21 protein-coding genes, 2 tRNA genes and 1 pseudogene are annotated in these 21,008 nt (G+C 35.6%); 13 read left to right on the top strand and 11 right to left on the bottom strand.

Annotated elements, in window-relative coordinates; translation table 11 throughout:
- Positions 1-395 precede the first annotated feature (395 nt).
- Complete coding sequence (locus ACF8D3_RS15000) at positions 396-593, top strand: hypothetical protein (protein WP_004878331.1); 198 nt, start codon at positions 396-398, stop codon at positions 591-593.
- A gap of 125 nt (positions 594-718) precedes the next feature.
- Here ACF8D3_RS15000 and ACF8D3_RS15005 read toward each other — a convergent pair whose 3' ends face one another.
- The 3 genes from ACF8D3_RS15005 to ACF8D3_RS15015 all read right to left on the bottom strand — a co-directional run bounded on the left by ACF8D3_RS15005 (position 719) and on the right by ACF8D3_RS15015 (position 2,543).
- Positions 719-1,240 (bottom strand): acyl-CoA thioesterase, encoded by a 522-nt coding sequence (locus ACF8D3_RS15005; RefSeq protein WP_004878330.1) that lies wholly within the window; start codon positions 1,238-1,240, stop codon positions 719-721.
- 212 nt (positions 1,241-1,452) lie between these two features.
- Positions 1,453-2,070 (bottom strand): MarC family protein, encoded by a 618-nt coding sequence (locus ACF8D3_RS15010; protein WP_004878328.1) that lies wholly within the window; start codon positions 2,068-2,070, stop codon positions 1,453-1,455.
- 65 nt (positions 2,071-2,135) lie between these two features.
- Positions 2,136-2,543, bottom strand: a complete 408-nt coding sequence (locus ACF8D3_RS15015; RefSeq protein ID WP_392472182.1) for a J517_1871 family lipoprotein — start codon at positions 2,541-2,543, stop codon at positions 2,136-2,138.
- A gap of 362 nt (positions 2,544-2,905) precedes the next feature.
- Here ACF8D3_RS15015 and ACF8D3_RS15020 point away from each other — a divergent pair, with 362 nt between their 5' ends.
- From ACF8D3_RS15020 to ACF8D3_RS15040, 5 genes are all read left to right on the top strand, one after another.
- A complete protein-coding gene (locus ACF8D3_RS15020) occupies positions 2,906-4,183 on the top strand; it encodes a tyrosine-type recombinase/integrase (RefSeq protein ID WP_392472184.1) in 1,278 nt (425 codons plus the stop codon).
- Positions 4,184-4,591: 408 nt separating this feature from the next.
- The gene (locus tag ACF8D3_RS15025; RefSeq protein WP_392472185.1) at positions 4,592-5,524 is read left to right on the top strand and encodes a lauroyl acyltransferase; all 933 of its coding nucleotides are present in this window, start codon (positions 4,592-4,594) and stop codon (positions 5,522-5,524) included.
- 93 nt (positions 5,525-5,617) lie between these two features.
- Positions 5,618-5,694, top strand: a tRNA-Met gene (locus tag ACF8D3_RS15030).
- A 170-nt stretch (positions 5,695-5,864) separates the two neighbouring features.
- The gene (locus ACF8D3_RS15035; protein WP_392472187.1) at positions 5,865-6,083 is read left to right on the top strand and encodes a transposase; all 219 of its coding nucleotides are present in this window, start codon (positions 5,865-5,867) and stop codon (positions 6,081-6,083) included.
- A gap of 198 nt (positions 6,084-6,281) precedes the next feature.
- On the top strand, positions 6,282-6,503 hold the full coding sequence (locus ACF8D3_RS15040) for a cold-shock protein (RefSeq protein ID WP_019384804.1): 222 nt from the start codon (positions 6,282-6,284) through the stop codon (positions 6,501-6,503).
- A 730-nt stretch (positions 6,504-7,233) separates the two neighbouring features.
- Here the strand turns inward: ACF8D3_RS15040 and ACF8D3_RS15045 are convergent.
- On the bottom strand, positions 7,234-7,443 hold the full coding sequence (locus ACF8D3_RS15045; protein ID WP_392472188.1) for a hypothetical protein: 210 nt from the start codon (positions 7,441-7,443) through the stop codon (positions 7,234-7,236).
- 345 nt (positions 7,444-7,788) lie between these two features.
- On the opposite strand from ACF8D3_RS15045, the gene ACF8D3_RS15050 reads away from it, so the two are divergent.
- The gene (locus ACF8D3_RS15050) at positions 7,789-7,962 is read left to right on the top strand and encodes a hypothetical protein (protein ID WP_019384807.1); all 174 of its coding nucleotides are present in this window, start codon (positions 7,789-7,791) and stop codon (positions 7,960-7,962) included.
- 290 nt (positions 7,963-8,252) lie between these two features.
- On the opposite strand, the gene ACF8D3_RS15055 is transcribed toward ACF8D3_RS15050, so the two are convergent.
- The 3 genes and pseudogenes from ACF8D3_RS15055 to ACF8D3_RS15065 form a co-directional block, all read right to left on the bottom strand.
- Positions 8,253-9,445, bottom strand: a protein-coding gene (locus ACF8D3_RS15055) for an IS3 family transposase (RefSeq protein ID WP_392472189.1) whose coding sequence is annotated in 2 segments (ribosomal slippage) — positions 8,253-9,205 and positions 9,205-9,445 — 1,194 coding nt in all. Because the reading frame shifts where the segments join, the coding sequence is not laid out codon by codon here.
- 107 nt (positions 9,446-9,552) lie between these two features.
- Positions 9,553-10,029, bottom strand: a pseudogene (locus ACF8D3_RS15060) (DUF2147 domain-containing protein).
- Positions 10,030-10,172: 143 nt separating this feature from the next.
- Positions 10,173-11,204 (bottom strand): fatty acid desaturase, encoded by a 1,032-nt coding sequence (locus ACF8D3_RS15065; protein ID WP_392472231.1) that lies wholly within the window; start codon positions 11,202-11,204, stop codon positions 10,173-10,175.
- Between the two features lie 215 nt (positions 11,205-11,419).
- Between ACF8D3_RS15065 and ACF8D3_RS15070 the strand changes: the two genes are divergently transcribed.
- The 4 genes from ACF8D3_RS15070 to ACF8D3_RS15085 all read left to right on the top strand — a co-directional run bounded on the left by ACF8D3_RS15070 (position 11,420) and on the right by ACF8D3_RS15085 (position 15,512).
- Positions 11,420-12,418 (top strand): AraC family transcriptional regulator, encoded by a 999-nt coding sequence (locus tag ACF8D3_RS15070; protein ID WP_392472191.1) that lies wholly within the window; start codon positions 11,420-11,422, stop codon positions 12,416-12,418.
- A gap of 180 nt (positions 12,419-12,598) precedes the next feature.
- Positions 12,599-12,820, top strand: a complete 222-nt coding sequence (locus ACF8D3_RS15075; RefSeq protein WP_392472193.1) for a helix-turn-helix transcriptional regulator — start codon at positions 12,599-12,601, stop codon at positions 12,818-12,820.
- A 398-nt stretch (positions 12,821-13,218) separates the two neighbouring features.
- Positions 13,219-14,436 carry a hypothetical protein gene (locus ACF8D3_RS15080; protein WP_392472195.1) on the top strand — a complete coding sequence of 406 codons (1,218 nt, stop codon included), beginning with the start codon at positions 13,219-13,221 and terminating at the stop codon, positions 14,434-14,436.
- Positions 14,436-15,512, top strand: a complete 1,077-nt coding sequence (locus ACF8D3_RS15085) for a hypothetical protein (protein WP_392472197.1) — start codon at positions 14,436-14,438, stop codon at positions 15,510-15,512. The genes ACF8D3_RS15080 and ACF8D3_RS15085 overlap by 1 nt, the downstream gene beginning before the upstream one ends.
- 277 nt (positions 15,513-15,789) lie before the next feature.
- Here the strand turns inward: ACF8D3_RS15085 and ACF8D3_RS15090 are convergent.
- Positions 15,790-15,879 (bottom strand) — tRNA-Ser (locus ACF8D3_RS15090).
- 90 nt (positions 15,880-15,969) lie between these two features.
- Positions 15,970-16,464 carry a transcription elongation factor GreB gene (gene greB / locus ACF8D3_RS15095; protein WP_392472198.1) on the bottom strand — a complete coding sequence of 165 codons (495 nt, stop codon included), beginning with the start codon at positions 16,462-16,464 and terminating at the stop codon, positions 15,970-15,972.
- Positions 16,465-16,836: 372 nt separating this feature from the next.
- Here greB and ACF8D3_RS15100 point away from each other — a divergent pair, with 372 nt between their 5' ends.
- Entirely contained in the window at positions 16,837-17,946 is a 1,110-nt protein-coding gene (locus tag ACF8D3_RS15100; protein ID WP_392472200.1) for a transglycosylase SLT domain-containing protein, read from the top strand.
- A 57-nt stretch (positions 17,947-18,003) separates the two neighbouring features.
- Here the strand turns inward: ACF8D3_RS15100 and ACF8D3_RS15105 are convergent, their stop codons facing one another.
- Positions 18,004-18,387, bottom strand: coding sequence for an SCP2 sterol-binding domain-containing protein (locus ACF8D3_RS15105; RefSeq protein ID WP_004651955.1), 384 nt, complete (start codon positions 18,385-18,387; stop codon positions 18,004-18,006).
- 196 nt (positions 18,388-18,583) lie between these two features.
- The gene (gene ttcA / locus ACF8D3_RS15110; RefSeq protein ID WP_004878305.1) at positions 18,584-19,489 is read right to left on the bottom strand and encodes a tRNA 2-thiocytidine(32) synthetase TtcA; all 906 of its coding nucleotides are present in this window, start codon (positions 19,487-19,489) and stop codon (positions 18,584-18,586) included.
- A gap of 496 nt (positions 19,490-19,985) precedes the next feature.
- Between ttcA and ACF8D3_RS15115 the strand changes: the two genes are divergently transcribed.
- Positions 19,986-20,867 (top strand): lytic transglycosylase domain-containing protein, encoded by an 882-nt coding sequence (locus ACF8D3_RS15115; protein WP_392472233.1) that lies wholly within the window; start codon positions 19,986-19,988, stop codon positions 20,865-20,867.
- Positions 20,868-21,008 lie beyond the last annotated feature (141 nt).

Here is a 21,008-nt window from a genome sequence, read left to right on the forward strand (position 1 = left end):
CACAAAACTCATTTTTATCACATTATGATAAATAGTTATCACTTATGATCTAATATTATTATCAATATTGATAAAACAATAGTTTTATACAATTCAAACAAAACGGATATTAATCATCGAATGTTCTAAACACGTAAAATTAGAGCTTATTTTTTGAGCTAAATTACATATTTTCATACATTTTATCATGCTTGATATGCTCATTTATTTACAATGCAGCAACATAAAGTTAATTATTATTTCATATTGTTAAGCTAGTCGTAAAAGATTGTTAAGGATATTGATGTAAAAAATATTGGCACTTAGCATTGACCACATGCCGAAATGCGAGATTTTGCATACCGCAAATGAATCAAACTTCAGCTGTATTTCAAATGAAATTAAGGATGCCAAACATGAAACTTATTAAATCATTATTAGCTGCTTCATTAACTCTTGCTGCTGCATCAACTTTTGCTGCACCTCAACAAGCTCCGGAAACTGAAGACAAAGTTGTAGTGTCTACTCAAGAGCAACCAGAAACTCAAGGTCAAGCTGCTACTGATGCGACTGCAAGCGAAGCACCTGCTTCAGCACCAACTGCAACAAACTAAATTAGACTAAAAGGTTCCTCCAGAACTTTTGAGCGCCATTAATTATGCTTATCGCATGATTAATGTTAAAGATCGAACCATGCTGCGGTTCGATCTTTTTATTTTCAAGTGACAAAGTGCTTAAATCAACATTGCGTTGATTTTTTGAAAATACTACACGAAGGTTGCTGTACTTCTTCTAAACGATGAACTTTACGCTGCTCTGCCGCTTCAAAGCGACAACGCTTCCAATCCGTATCTAAATTTAATGCTGGAACTTGTTTAGGTTGACGCTCCTCATCAACAGCAACCATAGTGAAATAGCACGTGTTGGTATGACGAATCGTTCGCTTTTGAATATTCTGCGCTTCAACTCGAATTCCGACTTCCATGGAAGTACGACCGACATGATTTACACTCGCTAAAAAAGTGACCAATTCACCAACATAAATTGGCTCTTTAAAATTTACTTTATCGACGGATAAAGTTACTACATAACTACCTGAATAACGACTCGCGCAAGCATATGCAACCTGATCGAGTAATTTTAAAATTGCTCCACCATGAACATTACCTGAGAAATTTGCCATATCTGGTGTCATTAAAACTGACATCGTCAATTCCGACTGATCATCAGGTGCTTGATTTAATTGGTCTAAAGGAGACATGAGTAAAACTCGTAAAATACGCAACCCCATTATTATGATGTATTAATTCATGTAAACATATGCAAAAATGATTAAATTACCATCAATTATTTTTATACTCTTCTTATTTAGTATTTCAAAATGATTACATCAAGGTCATTTTTATCTGATTTGTCATTCATTATAAAAATCACATTTCAGATAAAAATACCTATTATACAGAAACTTGAACATTAATTCGTTGTCTGTATCAAGCCAGTTATACCATTCACAATCATATCAATCGCAATCGTACCAATTAGCAAAGCAGATAAACGCCCAACAATATCAAAATAGCGGTCGATATATTTGGCATGTTTATAACGTAAATGGTCATGAGCAAATTTCATTAAAATAAGAATGCTACACGTTAGTATCAAAGTCACTGCGATCACAGCCATTGCCCCAGTAAAGGGTACACTTATACCTGTTACAACAGCAGCACTGATTGTGCCTGGTCCAATCATAAATGGCATGGCAATTGTCCCAGCTAGATGTTCGGGAGCACCGCGCATTTCACCAATCGTTTCTGCGCCCTGAAAAACATAACGATAGCCAATCACTAAGAAGATCAATCCACCAAAAATTTGAAAAGACTCAAATCTAACATTTAGATAGCGACTAAAAATACTTTCCCCACCCCATGCAAATAAGACAAATACGGCAAAGGCAATGAAACAACCTTGTATTAAGGCTTTACTAAATACCTTTGCGTCAGTATTTCGAATCATCCCAATCATGTAAACACTCATTAGAAAGGGATTCAGTAATGAGAAAAATAGTGCAAATGCATGAATATATGTAGAAAACATAAACATCCTATTATTTGTTCAACTTTTTGATCATCTCGATTGAAATGATGCCCAACGATTCACCTTTAAGATTTTATCAATTGTCTGCATTTATTAGTTGCATTCTGAAGCTGATCATCTTTATCTAAACTTAAAGTCGCTCCTACGCCTAACAAGCTCATATATAGGTTTGCTTGCTGATAGTTAAGCTCTTTAACTTTAAACTTAGCACCTTGATCCGTATAAAGTACATCATCCACAAGCTTTACCTTATATGAAATCAGATCTTTGCGATCATCCATACATAATAAGCCTTTACCTTGTTGGTCGAGCATTGGTACAGACCAACTCTCACCAACTTTTCCAGACCAACTCCCTGAAAATGGCAATTGGGTCGTAGCGAGATTATTAAATTGTGTAGGTGTCATTGTAGTTATAGAAGTACATCCAGCTAAAGTCATTAATAAAACACTGGATAAAAACAATTTCCGCACAAGCAACTCCTAACGACATCTAAACAAATAATTTTTACATATTCGTTATGTTCAAATTTACATAGGATGTATTTAAGTAGTATTTGAAATGTAAACTTGAAGGATAAATATTCTTTTATTTTCTGATCATTAAGATGCAAATTTTTTCTGATTCCAAAAAATAAAAAGCCTTTGTTTTCACAAAGGCTTCTTAAGTATTTGGCGGAAGTGGTGTCCGTATAACAGTAGTCCAAAGCAATCCAATTAAATATCATAAAATTATATTTTTCAATTGTTTGAAATTTTAACAATCCAAACAGGTCTTGTCTATTCCAATCATTTCCAGTATTTTATGTGGGGTAGGTTGAGGGGTAAAAAAGATCATGCCAAAGAAATCTAAAGAGCTATCAGCACTCGGCGTAGCAAAAATTAAAGCGACTGGACGACATTCTGTTGGCGGTGTTGACGGTCTTTGTCTAAATGTCGAAGGCAATTCTCGTGTCTGGATTTTACGTGCAGTTGTTGGGAAGCGTCTAGATAAAAATGGAATGTTAAAACCCCATCGCCGTGATATTGGTATTGGCCCCTATCCTGAAGTTTCATTAGCTGAAGCTCGCGCTAAAGCAACTGAATTAAGACTACAAATACGAAGTGGCATTGATCCAATTGCACATAAACAAGAACAACTTGAAAAGCTACGTACCCAGCAGTTAAGGAACAAAACATTCCGTGAATGTGCCAAAGTTGTGATTGCCAATAAAACCCGTGAACTCAAAAATGAAAAGCATATTGGACAATGGTCATCAACACTGGAAACCTATATCTATCCAACTTTGGGTGATCTCACCATTAGCACCATTACCAAAGTAGATATAGCAGAAGCCCTCAAGCTTATCTGGATTGAAAAGAATGAAACGGCTAAACGTATTCGTGGTCGTATAGAAACCATTTTTGATTATGCTAAGGCAATGGGATATTTTGAAGGTGACAATCCTGCTGAATGGAAAGGCAATCTTGAACCTATCTTAGGTAACTTAAAACAGGAATCACGACCTCACCCATCCCTACCTTATGAACAGGTCTATGAATTTATTCAGCACCTAAGACAGAAAAAAGGGATTTCACCTAAAGCTCTAGAATTTACAATTTTAACTGCATGTCGTTCTGGGGAAGTTTTTGGAGCTAAATGGCAGGAAATTGATTTTAAGAATAAGGTTTGGATCATTCCTAAAGATCGCATGAAAGCAGAAAAGGAACATCGTGTACCTTTGTCTCAACAAGCGATTAGCTTGCTTAAATCAGTTCAAGAAAATACTCACCTACAAGATTTTATCTTCCCTGCTCCAAAAAATGGCGCAATGCTTTCAGATATGTCTCTAAATACACTGATCAAACGCATGCATGGACAAAAGCTAAAAGAAAATGGCTTAGGCTATATTGATCCAAAACAAAATCGAACGATTACCACACATGGATTCAGATCAACATTCCGTGACTGGTCAGCCGATAAAACAGACTACCCTCGTGAAGTCTGTGAGCATGTATTAGCACATAAGCTACCAGACGAAGTTGAAGCCGCTTACCTACGTGGAGGTTATCTAGAGAAACGTAAAGGTCTAATGGCTGATTGGGCAAAGTTTTGCTATCAAAACGATGACTGATGATGGACTTAAAAAACATTATATATTAACAGCATAAACAAATACAAAGATAATTATGGTGTAAATTTAGCCCAAAATATAAACATAATTCAACCACAATTATAGATCTAAAATATGCTCCTGAAAGTGCTGTAGGCTTTTAACTCGATTAAGTAAATCATCTTTAAACGAAATCGAAAATCTATAATTTCTCAATCTAGAATACTTTCAAAGTATATTTATTGATTAACAGTTAATTGCCCCCTTTCATGACTACACTAGAGAAACTTTAGCATCTATTTCAATGAGCAAATTAATATTTGAATCGAAAAAAATAAGCTAATTACTGAACTTTATGTCTTCAATTAAAAGAACATTATATTTCCACCTATGTTAACCTGATGAGTTTTGCCTAAGAAACCTAGTATTATGGATACCAAACAACTTAAGGTTGAAGTAGGTCAATTTCAATGGTCCTTTTTGTTGCCCAAATATTGGGGTATATGGATCGCAATCTTTATTCTAATGATATTCGCTTTAATTCCTTGGACTCTTCAATACCGTATAGCGCACTTTTTATCAGATATAGCATGGAAAGTGCTTAGTTCAAGGCGTAAAACTACAATTAAGAATCTATACATTTGCTTTCCCGAGAAAACACTCGAAGAAATAGAAAAAAATGCAAAACAAGTTTTTGACAATGCAATGATTGGCGTATTCGAAGCCTTAAATGCTTGGTATCAGCCAAAATGGTTTAAGCATCGGATTCATGTCCACGGCTCTCAGTATCTGCAAAATTGTAATAATCAAGGTATTTTACTCCTAGGTAGCCATACAACACTTTTAGATGCTGGTGGTTTCGTTAGTAGTTGTTTTTTTAATTTAGATGTTGTCTATCGCCCACAAAACAATGCTCTATTAGACATGATTATCACAAGATGTCGCTCATCCATTTATCAAAATCAAATTCCAAAAAATGATATGAAAGGATTAATTAAAAATCTAAAATCTGGACATGCGATATGGTATAGCCCTGATCAGGATTTTGGATTAAAACAGGGAGTTATGGCTCCTTTCTTTAATGTTCCTGCTGCAACAATCACAGCACATAGGCGTTTAATGAAAATAACAAATGCCATAGCAATCCCTATTTTTTTCTATAGAACTGGAAATATCAAAAACCCGCAATACCATATCTTACTAGAACCACCTTTAGAGAATTTTCCAAGTGACAATGAATTAACTGATGCAACTAGATTTAATCTAATTCTTGAAAATCAAATCAGAACCCAACCAAATCAATATATGTGGTTCCATAGAAGATTTAAAACTAGACCCGAGGGTGTGGAAAAAATATATTAATCATTTATTTTGACAATAAATGATTTTTATTTATCTAAATGAAGATTAAATTTGACCTAATGATTATTAAAGCGTATAAAGCTAAGTCTCTATTGCGGGATGGAGCAGTCTGGTAGCTCGTTAGGCTCATAACCTAAAGGTCGTTGGTTCAAATCCAGCTCCCGCATCCAATCTTATGCTTTTCGATATTCTTTATATGCTAATTTCATAATAGAAATTGCAATTTTATAAGCTTAAACAAGCTAAATCTATTACCATCTAGAAATAAAATTAAATTATTTATCTAGCATATAGAAAATCTAAAGTAACTACTTGAGCACATTTATGAGTAATTTCCATTTTGAAGGATTTTGAAGATTTGCAAACAGCCAGAACATGTAATGGTGATGAAATTAAGGTTAAAGTTATCCCTCTAAAACGTAAACAAAATTCAGCTAATGGATTCATTTGGGTCGAAGTAGGGAAAAAAATCCTCTTAGATTCAGGAAAAGAAGTTGAGTTTAACCAAGATGGAAAAAGCTTCTATATTTCAACCAATAACCTTTACTATCTTATTTAAATAAAATAAAGATTGCAAATATACAATTAGAGCGTATAGTTATCTTAAAGGATCAAAAGTATTTTTTGTCTTATTAAAATTCTCACTATGCATTAATTCATATATTTCCGCTTATCTGATATTTTAGTCACACATCTTATTATTTTAAATCTATTCCACCACTTATTTAAAACTCTAAAAATAGAGTAAGGATCTCTCATGTCTAACAACATTAATGGCACAGTAAAATGGTTTAATGAAACCAAAGGATTTGGCTTTATTTCAGCAGATAATGGTCAAGATGTTTTCGCCCATTATAGCGAAATCTCAAATAATGGCTTTAAAACTTTATTTGAAGGCCAGCGTGTAAAATTTGATGTAATACAAGGAAAAAAAGGATTTCAAGCAAGTAATATATTAATTTTGCCTGTACATTCATAAACCTGTGTTATAATAAGTTTTGATCGAATCCGTAGGCGATGCGGTAATATTTGAGCAGTTATTAGAAAAGCGTATTCCTAAAACTAGGCCTTGATCGAGCTATAATCGACAAGTTCAAATATAACGCAAAGCATGAGATCGCATCATGCCGATCAAAAGCCCACTTACCATTCAAGTGGGTTTTCTAAACCTAACTTAATGGTTTAAGATAAAAACGTATTATGAAATATTATCGTACATTTATCATTATATTATTAACCTTACTTTCAGCATGCCAACGGAGCGATGATGAAACAAAAGTCAATCTTGAGTTTAATGAAGCAGATAAAAAGATAACTGAATATTTAGATATATTGAATGATCCTAATTCAAATATCGAAGTAAAATCAAAAATACTCTGCAAGAACCTTCCTCAAATTTACGAATATGAATATATTCCAGCATTAATGAAATCGGTACCAAATACATATAGTACGAATCAGTTACTCTTGGAACAAAAAAATATGGTTAACTACTACAGAGAAAAGTTAATGATAGCGTGTTAAAGTCGAAAAATATTCGACACTATAGCAAATATCCAGTTTATAGCCTAACATAACCAGAGTTAGGTTTTTTTTATCTATTTGAATCCATATGCAAGTACCTTTCCAAAGAATATTTGAATAATTCATATGTACTACTATTATTTAAAAAATAAACATTTATTAAAAACCCGCCTGAGCGGGATTTTTTACTTTATATAATAACTATTTCCATCTATGCTATTAAAAACCCAATCTAATGTCGGATAAATAATCTCACCTTTTACTAAAATATATTCAACTCTTATACTTTGAATTTGTGTAGGCTGAAATGCACTTGAGGATTTCACTTCTAAATATCTAGCATGTGCCTTTCTCTCATTACCTTGAAAATCAACAACTGTAATGTCTTTTAGCATCTAAAACTCCAATTTAATTAATTATAGTATGCTTAGTAAAGAGCAAACACAAATGATAATTTAGCAATAATAGAGTCTAAAAAATAAAAGCTTATCAACTCAAATAAATTAACAATATATATTGTTAATTTATGTACCCCTACTTGAAATCCTATCCCTCATATTCTAAAAATTAAACCATATTAACCAGACACTTAATTATAACTCACTTTCACAATGAAATATTAATTAGATAAACTATTGATTTACTCCACATATCAAAACATATTAGTCTTATAACTACCGCAATGTAATTTACTTTAAAGTGTACTATAAATACTCCTCGGTGAAGTTAAGAAGATAAAAATGTCAGGATTCAAAAGTTTTTCTCAAAAAACTACTAAAGATGAAGATACTCGACAAGTTCAAAATATTGAGCATTCACAAGTAAATTCTTCTACTGAAACTCAACCTACCCCTCCAGACACTGGAAATGATTTACCTGACAACAATGATCAACCTGATCCAAATAATAAATAATTTCTTATTAACAGCACTTCAAACCCTATCTTGAAGCGTTGTAACTATAGATAGTAAATTAGTGCACTAATTTATTTTTCACTTCATTACTTTTCAATTTGAACTGTTTAGTTACTTGAGAAATTGTAATCATTCAAATTCAAACTGATATAAAAGGCCTCTCAGATATGTGGGGCCTTTTTTAATTGGCTCCGTATTTAACTAATTAAAGAAAAAATGAACAGCCACTAATTTTGTAGACATCGTTAAGTTAGATGGACTGCTCCCAGTATCCTAGACATTAGACAGCCTCATTTTGAAACTGCCTCAAATGCTTCTGGGCTCATTCCATCAAGGTGCGAATGGCGCCTAATCCGATTGTAAAACATCTCGATATAATCAAACACATCTGCACGTGCCATTTCGCTTGTTTTATAGATTCTCTTTTTAATTCTTTCCTTTTTCAAGCTGCTAAAAAAGGATTCTGCAACAGCATTATCCCAACAGTTTCCGCGACGACTCATACTTGGAACCAAATTATGCTTCTGACAGAATTTCTGCCAGTCTCCGCTGCTGTATTGTGAGCCTTGGTCTGAGTGTATGATCACAGGTTTATTGGGTCTGCGTCGCCATACTGCCATGAGAAGTGCATCCAAAACGATATCCTTAGCAAGCGTAGGTTTCATTGACCAACCGATGACTTTCCTTGAATATAAGTCGAGAACCACAGCCAGATATAACCAGCCTTGCCATGTGCGGATGTAAGTAATATCAGTCACCCAAGAGGTGTCTAGAGTGTTTACGACAAATTCTCGATTTAAATAGATGGGTGGCACAATCTGAGGACGGCCTCGACCATAGCTTTTATGTCTCTTATACCCTCGTACAGCTGTAATACCATTGTTTTTCATGATCTTCAGTACACGATTAGGACCACAGCCTTCACCTAATTCTTTAAGGTCTAAAGTAATTCGTCGGTAACCATAGATACCATAGCTAGCATCATAAGAAGAACGTATGAGCTGTAATAAACGCTTGCCTTCAAGGGTTCTACTTGATTCATGTTCATGTTCATGTTCATGTTCATGTTCATGTTCATGTTCATGTTCATGTTCATGTTCATGTAACCAAGCGTAATAGCCAGAGCGAGCGATCTTTAATACCCGACACATCATTTTAATCTTAAATTGATGGCTGTATTCAAGGATGAATTGATACTTTACTCGGGCAGGCTTGCAAAGTACCTTGCGGCCTTTTTTAACATATCTCGTTCCTCTTCAGTCTGTTTAAGCTGACTTTTAAGGCGTAGGATTTCTTTCTTTGCTTCAAGCAATTCATGTTCATCATGATTGTTGTATAATGGATGTACCGCTTTAAGCCATTTATAAATACTGTGTTGTGATACACCTAAACGTTCTGCCACTTCACTGACAGAATACCCTCTTTCAGTAATCAATTTTACAGCTTCATCTTTAAATTCTGGGGTATAACATTGTCCACTCATAATGTTTTCTCCTATGCAAAAAGAATAGACCATATTTGTCTAGGAGAGTGGTGACAGTCCAAATGAAGCTGGCGTGTGTCTAGGATATTAGTGGCTGTTCATATATGTCATGGAACTGGGCTATTTGTTCTGATCCAAACTGCTGAACGCCCCAATAATGACACTCCGATATAACCCCTTACTTAGAGGCGTTTACCATCTTCACTTAATTGCATCTTGCCTGAATAGAACTTACCTGAAGTTGGTTCTAGAAATTTTCCTTTTACATACATGTTATGATCATCAGCATCTTGAACCATGTTTGTCATAAACTCTAAACCTAAGCGTGGTTTGTTCGTATAAGGTGCTGGACAATTCACACAAAATTCTGAACGTGCTTTACCATTGAGATGTGGATAAAGATAAACCGTTTTTCCTTTATAAGTTCCATCCCTAGATTTTCTAATTTCTACAATTGCAGCTTGTTCACTTGAGCGATCACTAATCACTCGCCAATATCCTTCAATCGAAGCAGCAAAAGTTGTTAGACTTGTGAACATAATCGAGAGGCACACGATTCCTTTCATGGGCACTTTTTTAAACATATTTACTCCAAACTTCCTAAATTTAAGCTTAATTATTTTTAATTAAGGGAATTACTTAATCCTTTATCCCTTAAGTAATAGAATTGAAATTCTTAGGGCAAAAGAAAGACTGAGCTTTAGCTTTCCCTTGCCTTCTAGAAATTTTATTGTTGCTGAACTTGTTGTGAAATTTTCAGATCATTCCAACGATTGGCACGTTTAAATGATCCCACATCATTGAATCTTACACCCATGTCACGCATGACTTTATGTGCAACAGGTACTGTCATTTGACGAAGATAAAATGGTTCTTTGACAACAAAGTGGTGAATCGCATGTGTTGAACCAAAGTTAAAGCAGAACAACTGGAATGGCATCATCCACCAAGGAGTTAAAACCTGAGTTTGTTGAATCACATTTCCCAACTCAACATCCCCATAATAATGCATGTTACTGGTTACAAAGTGTAAGCAGAAAGTACGTAATACATTTGGTGCAATCAAGATAACAGTCAGAATATTTATAATATGCATGACCTGTAAGGTTGTTGCTGACCACGCAATCGGCGCATCTACAAAACCTGAGATGGCATTAAGTGCATGAAACCCTAAAAATACATACCAAAGTGACCAGTGAATCAAACCCAATGGGAAATAAGCAGCCAGACTACGTTTAATGATTCTTTTACGTGTTTCCGCATCATCAAAAGCCAGTACCCTAAAGAAAACCGCTAGCCCATTATCACCTGTTGCGAGAAGACGGCGAATTCCCCAACGCTCCCCATTCCATAATGATCTTTCTTCAACATCAGTTTCCGTACCAGAAGTTTTATGATGATTAAAGTGTAATTCACGACGTGCCCACGGGTTAATCGTACTTGGACGAGCCAACCATACCAATGCCATCATTAAATGATGTGCCCAAGGCTTTTTACGGAAATACATCCAGTGTATTAAATCGTGTTCTAATTCATGTGTTAGTGAAGCAAAAAAAGCAATCAGTGGAATGGTTAACCACACGGAAAGCTGATGTACAATATAGAAATAAGCTGTAACACCCATCCCTAACAATGAAAACGCCAAAATCAAAGCACCAATGGTATTTTGGTGGTTTAAAATTGAATATCGCTTTCTTAATGCGACACCCTCAGCAGTTACAATGCGCTTAATATGCTCATTTTTTTGAGCATCGGTCATATCTGTTGGGTCTTTATAAATGTAGCTCATTTATTTTTCCTTGATTCCCTGATAGTTCTACTTTATTTATATCTCCAATAATATTCTTTACTGGCAGCGCCAATTTATTGGCTATTGATGCCAATTGAGTAAGGGCAGAAAATTTCAAGCAAAAACCTGAAAAAAAAATCGTATACTAAATTGAGGAATAGCAATTAAAAGTTATAGGACATAACATGCCACAGACTGCAACAGCATTGACGAGTTGGGTTAAAGCAATTCAGAAAGCCCTTGAAAAAGCAGGTTGTGATAGTAAAATTTTAATTGAAAAGGCGGGGTTGGATCTTCAGGCATTACATGATCCAGATGCAAGATACTTATTACAACAGACAGCACATTTATGGAAATTAGCAACTGAAGCGACTCAAGACTCTTGTTTTGGACTTAAGGTCGCTAGCCAAGTCAATCAACATACGTTTCATGTACTCGGGCATTCTCTTGCAACAAGCACTACGTTAAAAGAACTGTTCTTAAGAATAATTAGATATTTTAGGTTAGTGACCGATATCCCTAATCTAGAATTTTATGAGAAAGGTCAAAATCACTACTTTATTATACATGTTCCTGATGAGGTACAGCCCGAATCAATAGATGCTTTTATTTCAGTTTTTATCCGTTCCAGTCGAGCTTTACAGGGTTCACTTTTCACCCCATTAAGAATAGAGTTGAGACGTCCTGAACCAGCTGATATAGAAACTTATCGGAGAATTATAAAAGCGCCACTGATTTTTAATGCTCCCAAAGACATGATTATTTTTGATACAGCAAGTATAGAGATACCTTTAGAGGGTGCTAATCCAATACTCTCTCAGGAGTATGATGAAATTATCATGCGTTATTTGGCTCGCTTTGATAAGGAAAATATTCAGGCACGTATAAAGATAAAAATCATTGAAAATTTAGCGGCTGGGGTGATTCAACAACAAGAGATAGCCAAAAGCCTTGGACTTAGTACGCGTAGCCTGCAACGTAAACTTTCTTTAGAAAATACCACTTTTAGTGAAATATTGGACAATACTCGACAGGAACTAGCTATTTCTTATATAAAAAACAAGTTATATAGTATTACAGAGATTGCTTATATTCTTGGATTTACGGATGTTAGTAGCTTCACACGGGCTTTTCGACGCTGGACCAACCTATCCCCTTTACACTATCGAGAACAATGTAGTTAATCGGATTTATTCTACAAAACTTTAATTAATTAAAAAACAATAAGATATAAAAAAAAGACAAAAAAATCAAAAAAAATGTAGTGTTTCCCCCGTAGAGAGAATTTTTGTTCTTTCGACTTTACTAAACTGACCTACGTTGGCCAACACAAACCAAATTAACTTAAACGTAGGAAAAGATTTATGAATATCACACCATCCCAGTATCAAATGCTGAAACGACCGGAACTTGAACAACTCACTGGCTTATCACGCTCATCAATTTATGATCGACTCGATCATAAATCTAAGCGCTACGATCCAACGTTCCCCAAACCAGTCAAATTAGGTTATGCCACTCGCTGGCGTCTCAGTGAGATTCAGGGTTGGATTGAATCCAAAGCATCTATCAGAAATCAAGATTAATTGGTGAGCTAACTCCTCATTCCACATGCATACATATATAAGCGTATATCAGCACCATTAAGGTTTTAGCGATACGACGATGCCGTTATTGAGAATTTAGGTATTAATTCTATATACATTATACTCATATAATAAACAGTATTATATTAGTAATGCATATAAGAAATCAATACACAGTTGTTATGTCTGTTGTGTTGATCACATGCATTCAATCATTCATTAGAAATGATTGAATGATATTGAATACCTACTCACTCAAGGATAGATACCTAAAGTATCTATCCACTGTATCCGATTATGCAAGCCCCCTTCTCTGACACTGCTCAAAACAGTGTCATGGGGAAGCTATACCTAAAATTTGTGTTGATGTGCCTCTATCCGTAAACAGGAGCATATCCGTGAATAAGAAACATATTAACAAACAAAAGCGTAGTTTACCTCAACCTCTCCGCGGTTTAGCACTACTGCAAGAAGTTATGCATCAACATAAGCACGTCCATCTAGGAAATGAAATAAAGTCACAGATCGCACAATGTTCTTTGGACAATATTGTTGAGCCAATCATTAAAAAGTCGGAATTCGTTTTACTCATCATGAATGCACCAACTGAAATCGTGCGTCTAGTAGAACATCAGCAGGCACATGGAAAAACGACTTATAGTCTGGATTTTGATCCAAGCATTCGTCTACTGGTAAAAAACTTTCAGGAATTGATTCTCGCTAAGCCTTGTGAATCTATTACTGTAGGAATCGAATGCCAAGCATTTGATACAGCCTTAAAGAAGTTTAAACCTAAAGGGTTAAATAGATTGGCTTATCGAGAAGCTGGGCTTTCTAAATTTGATTATGAAGGTTTTATGGTAATCACATCGATGTTTAATTATTTGGCAAAACTTATTCGTGAATACATGAATCAACCTCGAATTAAACGGAAGATTCGAGATCGTGACGCAAATTGCCGAACAAATAAAAAGAGATGTATTGAAGTCTCTAAAGCACTGTTTCAGAACTACTCCAAAGTACTCGTTGTTCGAATGGACTTCGCATTGCAAAGAGACATTGAAACACTGACCAAGAATATGCATGACATTGATCAGTATCAATCTAAAAATGATCTTGCTTATATAAAAGAATGTTTGGGTAAATTATTGGATATGAAGTCCTTTAATCCATTAATGAAAGACGTTATTGGCCACATCATACGTTTTGAATATACCGTACGTACAGGTTTCCACTTTCACGCATATTTCATGTTTGATGGGAATAAACATCGTGAGGACATTACCATTGCTCAGGTTATTGCTCAGTTTTGGAATGAGAGAATTACCAAAGGGCTTGGTGTTGCTCATATATGCAATATGAAGAAATCATCCTACCGATATGACGGTATTGGCATGATTCACTATTCAGATGAATTAAAACAGCAATACCTCTTCAGAACCTTCGACTATATCTGTAAGACAGATCAATTCTTCATATTCTTAAACAAAAAAGGTGCACGTCGTTTTCAGTTTAGTGATCTGCCTGAACCGAAATCTAATGCAGGTCGCCCTCGTAAAGAAATCAACAAACAACTTCCCCTGTTTAACGATAACAATAATATGGAGCAAAAGTAATGACTAAAGTTCTTGATACATTAGAAACCCAAGGATCACTCACTTTCCTTCAAGACATGCTCTTTGCTCACATCATCGAATGTTTAAGTAGGCAGCATATTTCTAATCCTACGTGCAAACTGGCGAGTTATTATGCATTGGCCACTAAGCTTCAAACCGTAAAAAGAACGACTATTTTTACGATGAAACCGACTGATTATCAATATATCCCAAATCTTTATTTGACCACACTTGGTCATGAGTCCATGCCACTGATTCAGGATATTAATTTCAATTCGTTAATCTCTCATCCTCCGTCGTTCTTATGTTTCCATCCAATGATCTCAGCAGTTGTACAAAAGATGATTGCTCACCATTTGCCATATAGACCAACCAATAACCATGTTCAATATGAATCCATCATTGATCAGTGTATTAGCGATTTTAAAGTGAGTACCACAACTCGTGATTTTCAGACGCAGCTTCGAAATTGGAATACACGATTTAAAAGTGGTATGCGTGAATATGATTCCTTTATGCAAAAGATTCAGGAAACAACTGATCGCTTTGAAGTACATTCATTGATCGTTCAACGTCACCTTAAGCAGAATGGTCAACCACTCGAATTTGATGATATTGGCTTTACAGATCAATTGAATGAAGAAGTAGTGATGGAAAAGGCCAAATCTATCACTAAGGCTGTATGGCGAAATAAGAGTAAAAATAACGTCATTGGTGTTTTATCAAAACGGGAGATTGACCTAGCGGGTACTGATACAGTGAGACTCATCTTTTTTGTAGAAAAGGAATTTTCAGATCGGGAAGATTTTCGTAAATCTGTTCTCTATCGTGATCTATCCATTTTTTTTACTGATCATCATGTTGATCGAATAGCATTGGGTCGTATCAGCTCAATGAATGCTGGAATAACGCCCTTATTCCAGCAACAAGAGCTTAATTACTACGATTTGAATCAGAACTACGTAGGAGACCGATTGAAACACCTTAAAGCACAATTGGTAGGCTCAGACTTCTGGATTCGTGTGAGGAGTAAACAATCCACAATCAAAGTTGAACGTAGCCCGAATCTAGATTAAAACTCACCTTACCCCATAGAACAGTCCTCAATGCATGCAAAACATCATTGGGGATTTTTTTATGTGTATGAACCGACTTTGAGTATGGTGAACTGAATAAAAATTAGAGTTTAAAAATAGGGCTGGAAAATCCAACTCTCAATTTAGTGATTCCAAACCCTTCCTTTCTTGACCGATTTGATTCTATTGAATCCAACATTTGATGTGGGGTAAGTTGAGGGGTAAAAGCATAGATAAAAAATAAGCCCTTGTAAAAACAAGGGCTTATTTCGATATTTGGCGGAAGCGGTGAGATTCGAACTCACGGAGGACTCACACCCTCGTCGGTTTTCAAGACCGGTGCATTAAACCGCTCTGCCACGCTTCCAATGGCGGCTATCATATAAATAAAAATTCAACTTGGCAAATCTTTTATTTAAAAAATCACATCGAACGCTCAAAATAAAAACAAAAACAGCTAATTTGATGAATTTTCGTGCTTTTCATATCGAATTGAATTGATATACCAAAGTTTTTTTCCTAATGGCGTATGAACTTCGACATCATCATCGACTTGTTTACTGAGTAAAGCTTTAGCCATTGGAGACTCAATTGAGATATGCTGTGGATGATGGTCATAAATTTCATCAACTCCAACAATTCTGAGTGTTTTCTGCTCACCCTGATCATTTTCTATTTCAACCCAAGCCCCAAAATATACTTTTCCGTCCTGTTCGGGCACATAATCGACAATTTTTAATTCTTCTAAGCGCTTACCTAGATATCTAACACGTCGATCAATTTTCCTAAGCAATTGTTTATTATACTGATAATCTGCATTTTCCGATCGATCGCCTAAACTTGCTGCCCAATTTACTTTTTTGGTAATTTCAGGTCGCTCGTCATGCCAAAGTTTTTTTAGCTCAGCAACTAATAAATCATGTCCAGTGCGAGTAATTAAATTCGATTTCATAGTTAAAAATACGCTAATACAACATTTTACTTACAAGTTTTTGCATTGTATTCCTTATTTAACCATCGCAAAAGTGTATAAATTTTATTCTTTTTCAAATCAGATGTTTGTGATGTATTTCTCTCTTTTTTATTGTTCAAAATTTGACAATCACTTTTTTGACGCTTATTATGCGCCCCTAAGTTAGTTTTTGTTTATTTTTTATACTTTTTGTAAATGTTGTGAAACATTTACATTGCGTCCCTTTAACTCAATGTCATTTTGAATGACGTTCATGACTTGCCCACCCCTTATTGAATTTATCAACTTTAAAAAGCTAAAGCCGTGTTTTGCTGAGCTTTTAGGGCATAAATTACCTGTAGCGGAGACAACATGCACAGTAATTCAAGTTCTGGGTCTAGGCCTAGCCTTAACTCTTTATATTCCAAACGTCCATTTCAAGCTTTAGCCTTAGGTGTTGCGATTCTACCTTTTAATAGCTTGAATGCAGAAAAATCGCATCAATACAACACTGTTGTAAACACAAATGTTTTAACTGTCGTTGCAGTTGAAAATCCAACCACAGTTTTTAAAGAAGGTCAGTTCTTACATGGTTTTGGTTATGACTTAGCACGTAACTACGCACAAAGCCTGAATGTAAAACTTGATTTTAAAACCGTACCTGATAATGCCACCGCATTAAAATGGGTAGCACAAGGTAAAGCAAATCTTGCGATGACTACAGCGAACCTTGCTTCGATTGAGGCTAAACAGCTTGTTTCATTTTCAGCGAGTTGTGGCGATCAAGGTACTTTAAGTAAAAATGGTTTAAATCCTCAATTGAATTGGGTCTTTAAACAAGCAGATGATCCGCTTACTTTAACAGCAAGTGGTTTTGTTTGCCAAAGTAAGCAAGCTGGTACTACACAACAGTTAGCATCTTTTTATAATCGAAATGTGGTAAAACCAGAGTCATGGTCAACGATTCAGAAAGATTTAAATCAGCGTTTACCGATTTATAAAGCCAGCTTTAAGCAAAGTGCAGCAAAGTATGATTTAGATTGGCATCTCTTAGCCGCGATTGGTTATCAAGAGTCTTATCTAAAACCTACATCAGTGTCTCCCACGGGTGTACGAGGCCTAATGATGCTAACGAGCGGTACTGCTCGAGCAATGGGTGTGACTAATCGTACTGATCCTGTCCAGAGTATTCAAGGTGGTGCTAAGTATTATGATTTGATGTTAGATCAATACGATGACATCCCTTTTCCAGATCGTAACTGGTATGCCCTAGTCGCTTATAATATGGGGCCTGGTGCAGTGAACCAGATTCAGAAACGAATCAAAGCACAAGGTAAAGATCCAAAACAATGGGTTAACCTGTATGACTATTTAGAGCGTAACAAAGCACGCAATGGTCGTTACAAGCAAGCTTTACAATATGTCACGCGTATCCGCACTTATTTAGAGCACATGAAAACCAATAATCGTATTGAGGTCTAACCCAATAAGCATAAAAAAAGCTTACCATTTGGTAAGCTTTTTTTATGCGAAAATAAATTAAGCAGTTTGCTCAAGTACTTTCTTGAATAAATCTTTTTGCTCTTGGCTTGGCTTAGCAGTTTGTAAAGCCATAAGCTGAGACATGTCGCCTTGTACTTTGATTTTGCCCGTCATAAATGCTTGCATCGCAGCAGCCATATCAAACTCAAGAAAAACTTTACGCAAAGTTTCAGCATCCATATTTAGAGTTGTTTTAGCATTTGAAGACAAACCCTTTTGGATTTTACCTGCATCTAAAGCTAATTCGGTGTTACCAGCTGCATCTGTTACAACTAAGTTAATCGCTAAATTCGCAAGCGCCGGTGGTAAGTTTAAATCACCCGCTTCAGCAGTAAGTTTTTCAACAGTTGCAAACCAATCATCAGTTAAAAATGCAGCCATGATTATTCCTCAAATGTATTTGTTCAATTTCTTGTGCCGGCTATCCAGACGACATCTCATGAAGCAATTTGCTCGTGCCCTGTTATAGCATGTAATTTTTATTTTAGGCTATGATTTTTTGTACGCACTATTCAATTTTTAAAAAAATTATAAAAAAAAGACACTTAATAAAGTGCCTTTTAAAAAATTTTACATTTTACTCAGCTGCAAAACTCAGATTTACCACATCAAGACGGTTTTTCATCTCTTCTGGATCTTTCATATCAAACTCACGTTGACCGTCCAATGCCTCAAAATCGAATAAATCGCGATCCGCTAATTGTGACGGTGAAACGTTCTGTAAAGCGCCGAAGATACTGTGTAAACGTTTTGGATGCTGCTTATCCCATTCACGTAACATATCATTGATAATCGCACGCTGTAAGTTCTCTTGAGAACCACATAAGTTACACGGAATGATTGGGAACTGACGTAATTCAGCATATTTAATGATGTCCTTTTCTTCTACATACGCTAAAGGACGAATCAAAATATTCTTTTTATCTGATGAAAGAAGTTTTGGCGGCATCGCTTTTAAACTTCCTCCATGGAATAGGTTCAAGAAAAAAGTCGCCATGATGTCGTCACGGTGATGACCTAATGCAACTTTAGTTGCACCAATCTCTTGAGCAAAGCCATAAAGCGAACCACGACGTAAACGCGAGCACACAGCACAATATGTTTTGCCTTCAGGTGTTAAACGTTTAGTAATGGTATAGGTATCTTTTTCAAGAATGTAATATGGAATCTTGTTCTCTTCCATATAACGCGGCAAAACGTCCTCAGGAAAACCTGGTTGCTTTTGGTCAAGGTTTACCGCAACAATGTCAAAATTGATCGGTGCAATACGTTTGAACTGCAACAAGATATCGAGCAAGGTATAACTGTCTTTCCCGCCAGATACGCAAACCATGACTTTATCGCCATCTTCGATCATGTTGTAATCACGAATTGCATGCCCTACTTGACGACGAAGCTTTTTCAACAAACGATAATACGCTGAACTTGTCGGAAGTTCTGGCTTGAAATTAAATCCTTGGTTGGACTCCACTGGCGCGTACATAGACGTGATTTACTCATAAACAAAATAACCGACAGATTTTATCTCATTCCGAAAAATTGCGCATCTAAAGAATTTTTCAATTTCTTTCAATCGTCATATTTCGATTTCATACTAGATAAATTGTGATCAAAATAAGTACAAATTGTCTGGATTGCTTATATTTCAAACTTTTCCACAGTTTTCCACAAAAGCTGTGGATAAAATTGTGGATTTCTTAGCTATTGACAAAGTGCTTTTATCTTAAAATAAGGCTTCGCATTAAATTGATCATTTTTTAACCAATGTTTTTATCAAAATAAAATCAACAACTTATATAAGTCAATAGTTAATTTTCAAAAAAAATATTTAATTTTTTTTTGCTGAACATTCGAGCAAAATGACTTGCTTTTTGTTAGACAGTGAAAAATAAAAAAATTGTAGTCAAAGTACTTTTTATGATTTTTTTTGTTAAACTGCTGTGAAGAACTTAAGCATATGTTTTGTGAATATTATAACGATGGATAAAACAACTTATTTTTTTGCCCTTTGCTTGGGGACAATCGGTTTTCTAAATGGTTCAGTGTCAGCTTACGCTGGGCAGACGATTTATCAATTTAAAGATACCAATGGCACAACCCTACTCACAAACAAGAAGAAAGCTGAATATAGTCATTTAAAAGTTGTCAAAGCAACTTACTACCCTGATAGTAATATTCATAGCTATTCAAACTGGGGAGCAAGTGAAGCATCTGTATTGCCTAGTTATAGTCGCAATAAAAATGCTTTTGATCAGCTGATTCGGCAAGCCGCGCAACAGCATGGGGTTTCAGAAGGCCTCATTAAAGCCGTTATGCATACTGAATCTGGTTTTAATATCAAGGCTCGTTCGCCTGTAGGTGCTCAAGGATTGATGCAATTAATGCCTGCCACTGCGCGTCGTTTTAATGTCAGCAATGCTTATGATCCGCAACAAAATATTTTTGCAGGGGCCAAATACCTTAGTTGGCTTCTCAAGCGTTTTAATGGTGATACACGTCTTGCAATCGCAGCGTATAACGCAGGTGAAGGGAATGTTGATAAATACGGCGGGATTCCCCCTTTCCGTGAAACACAGGATTACGTCCGTCGCGTTACCAGTAGATACCAAAATCTTTATGCTTCAGGTTTAGGCAATAATCTTTCAGAATCAAGTAATAATAATCAGACAGGGCAAGTATTAGCGCAATCAGCTAACTACACGAGTTCTAACAATTCCAGCTCTCCAACCACCACTCCACCACCTAAACAATATAATCGTCAAATTATCACACTTGCTGATGGTACTTTTACAGATGCACCTGCTGGAACCTATACCACAGCAAATGCCGTCGCTTCCGCGCACATCCGTTTGAGTGATTAAGAATCTATAACCAATTCTCATGTGATGATTTTGTTATCTATTTTTGTTCAAAATGACTTTTAAGTAACTGTTTCTCTGCTAATTCATTATTTTATTAGCTAAATGTATCTGCACATAATTTTTGCTTGAATTTTTAGGGTT

This window comes from Acinetobacter sp. YQ_14, assembly GCF_043102985.1.
Taxonomy (GTDB): domain Bacteria; phylum Pseudomonadota; class Gammaproteobacteria; order Pseudomonadales; family Moraxellaceae; genus Acinetobacter; species Acinetobacter venetianus.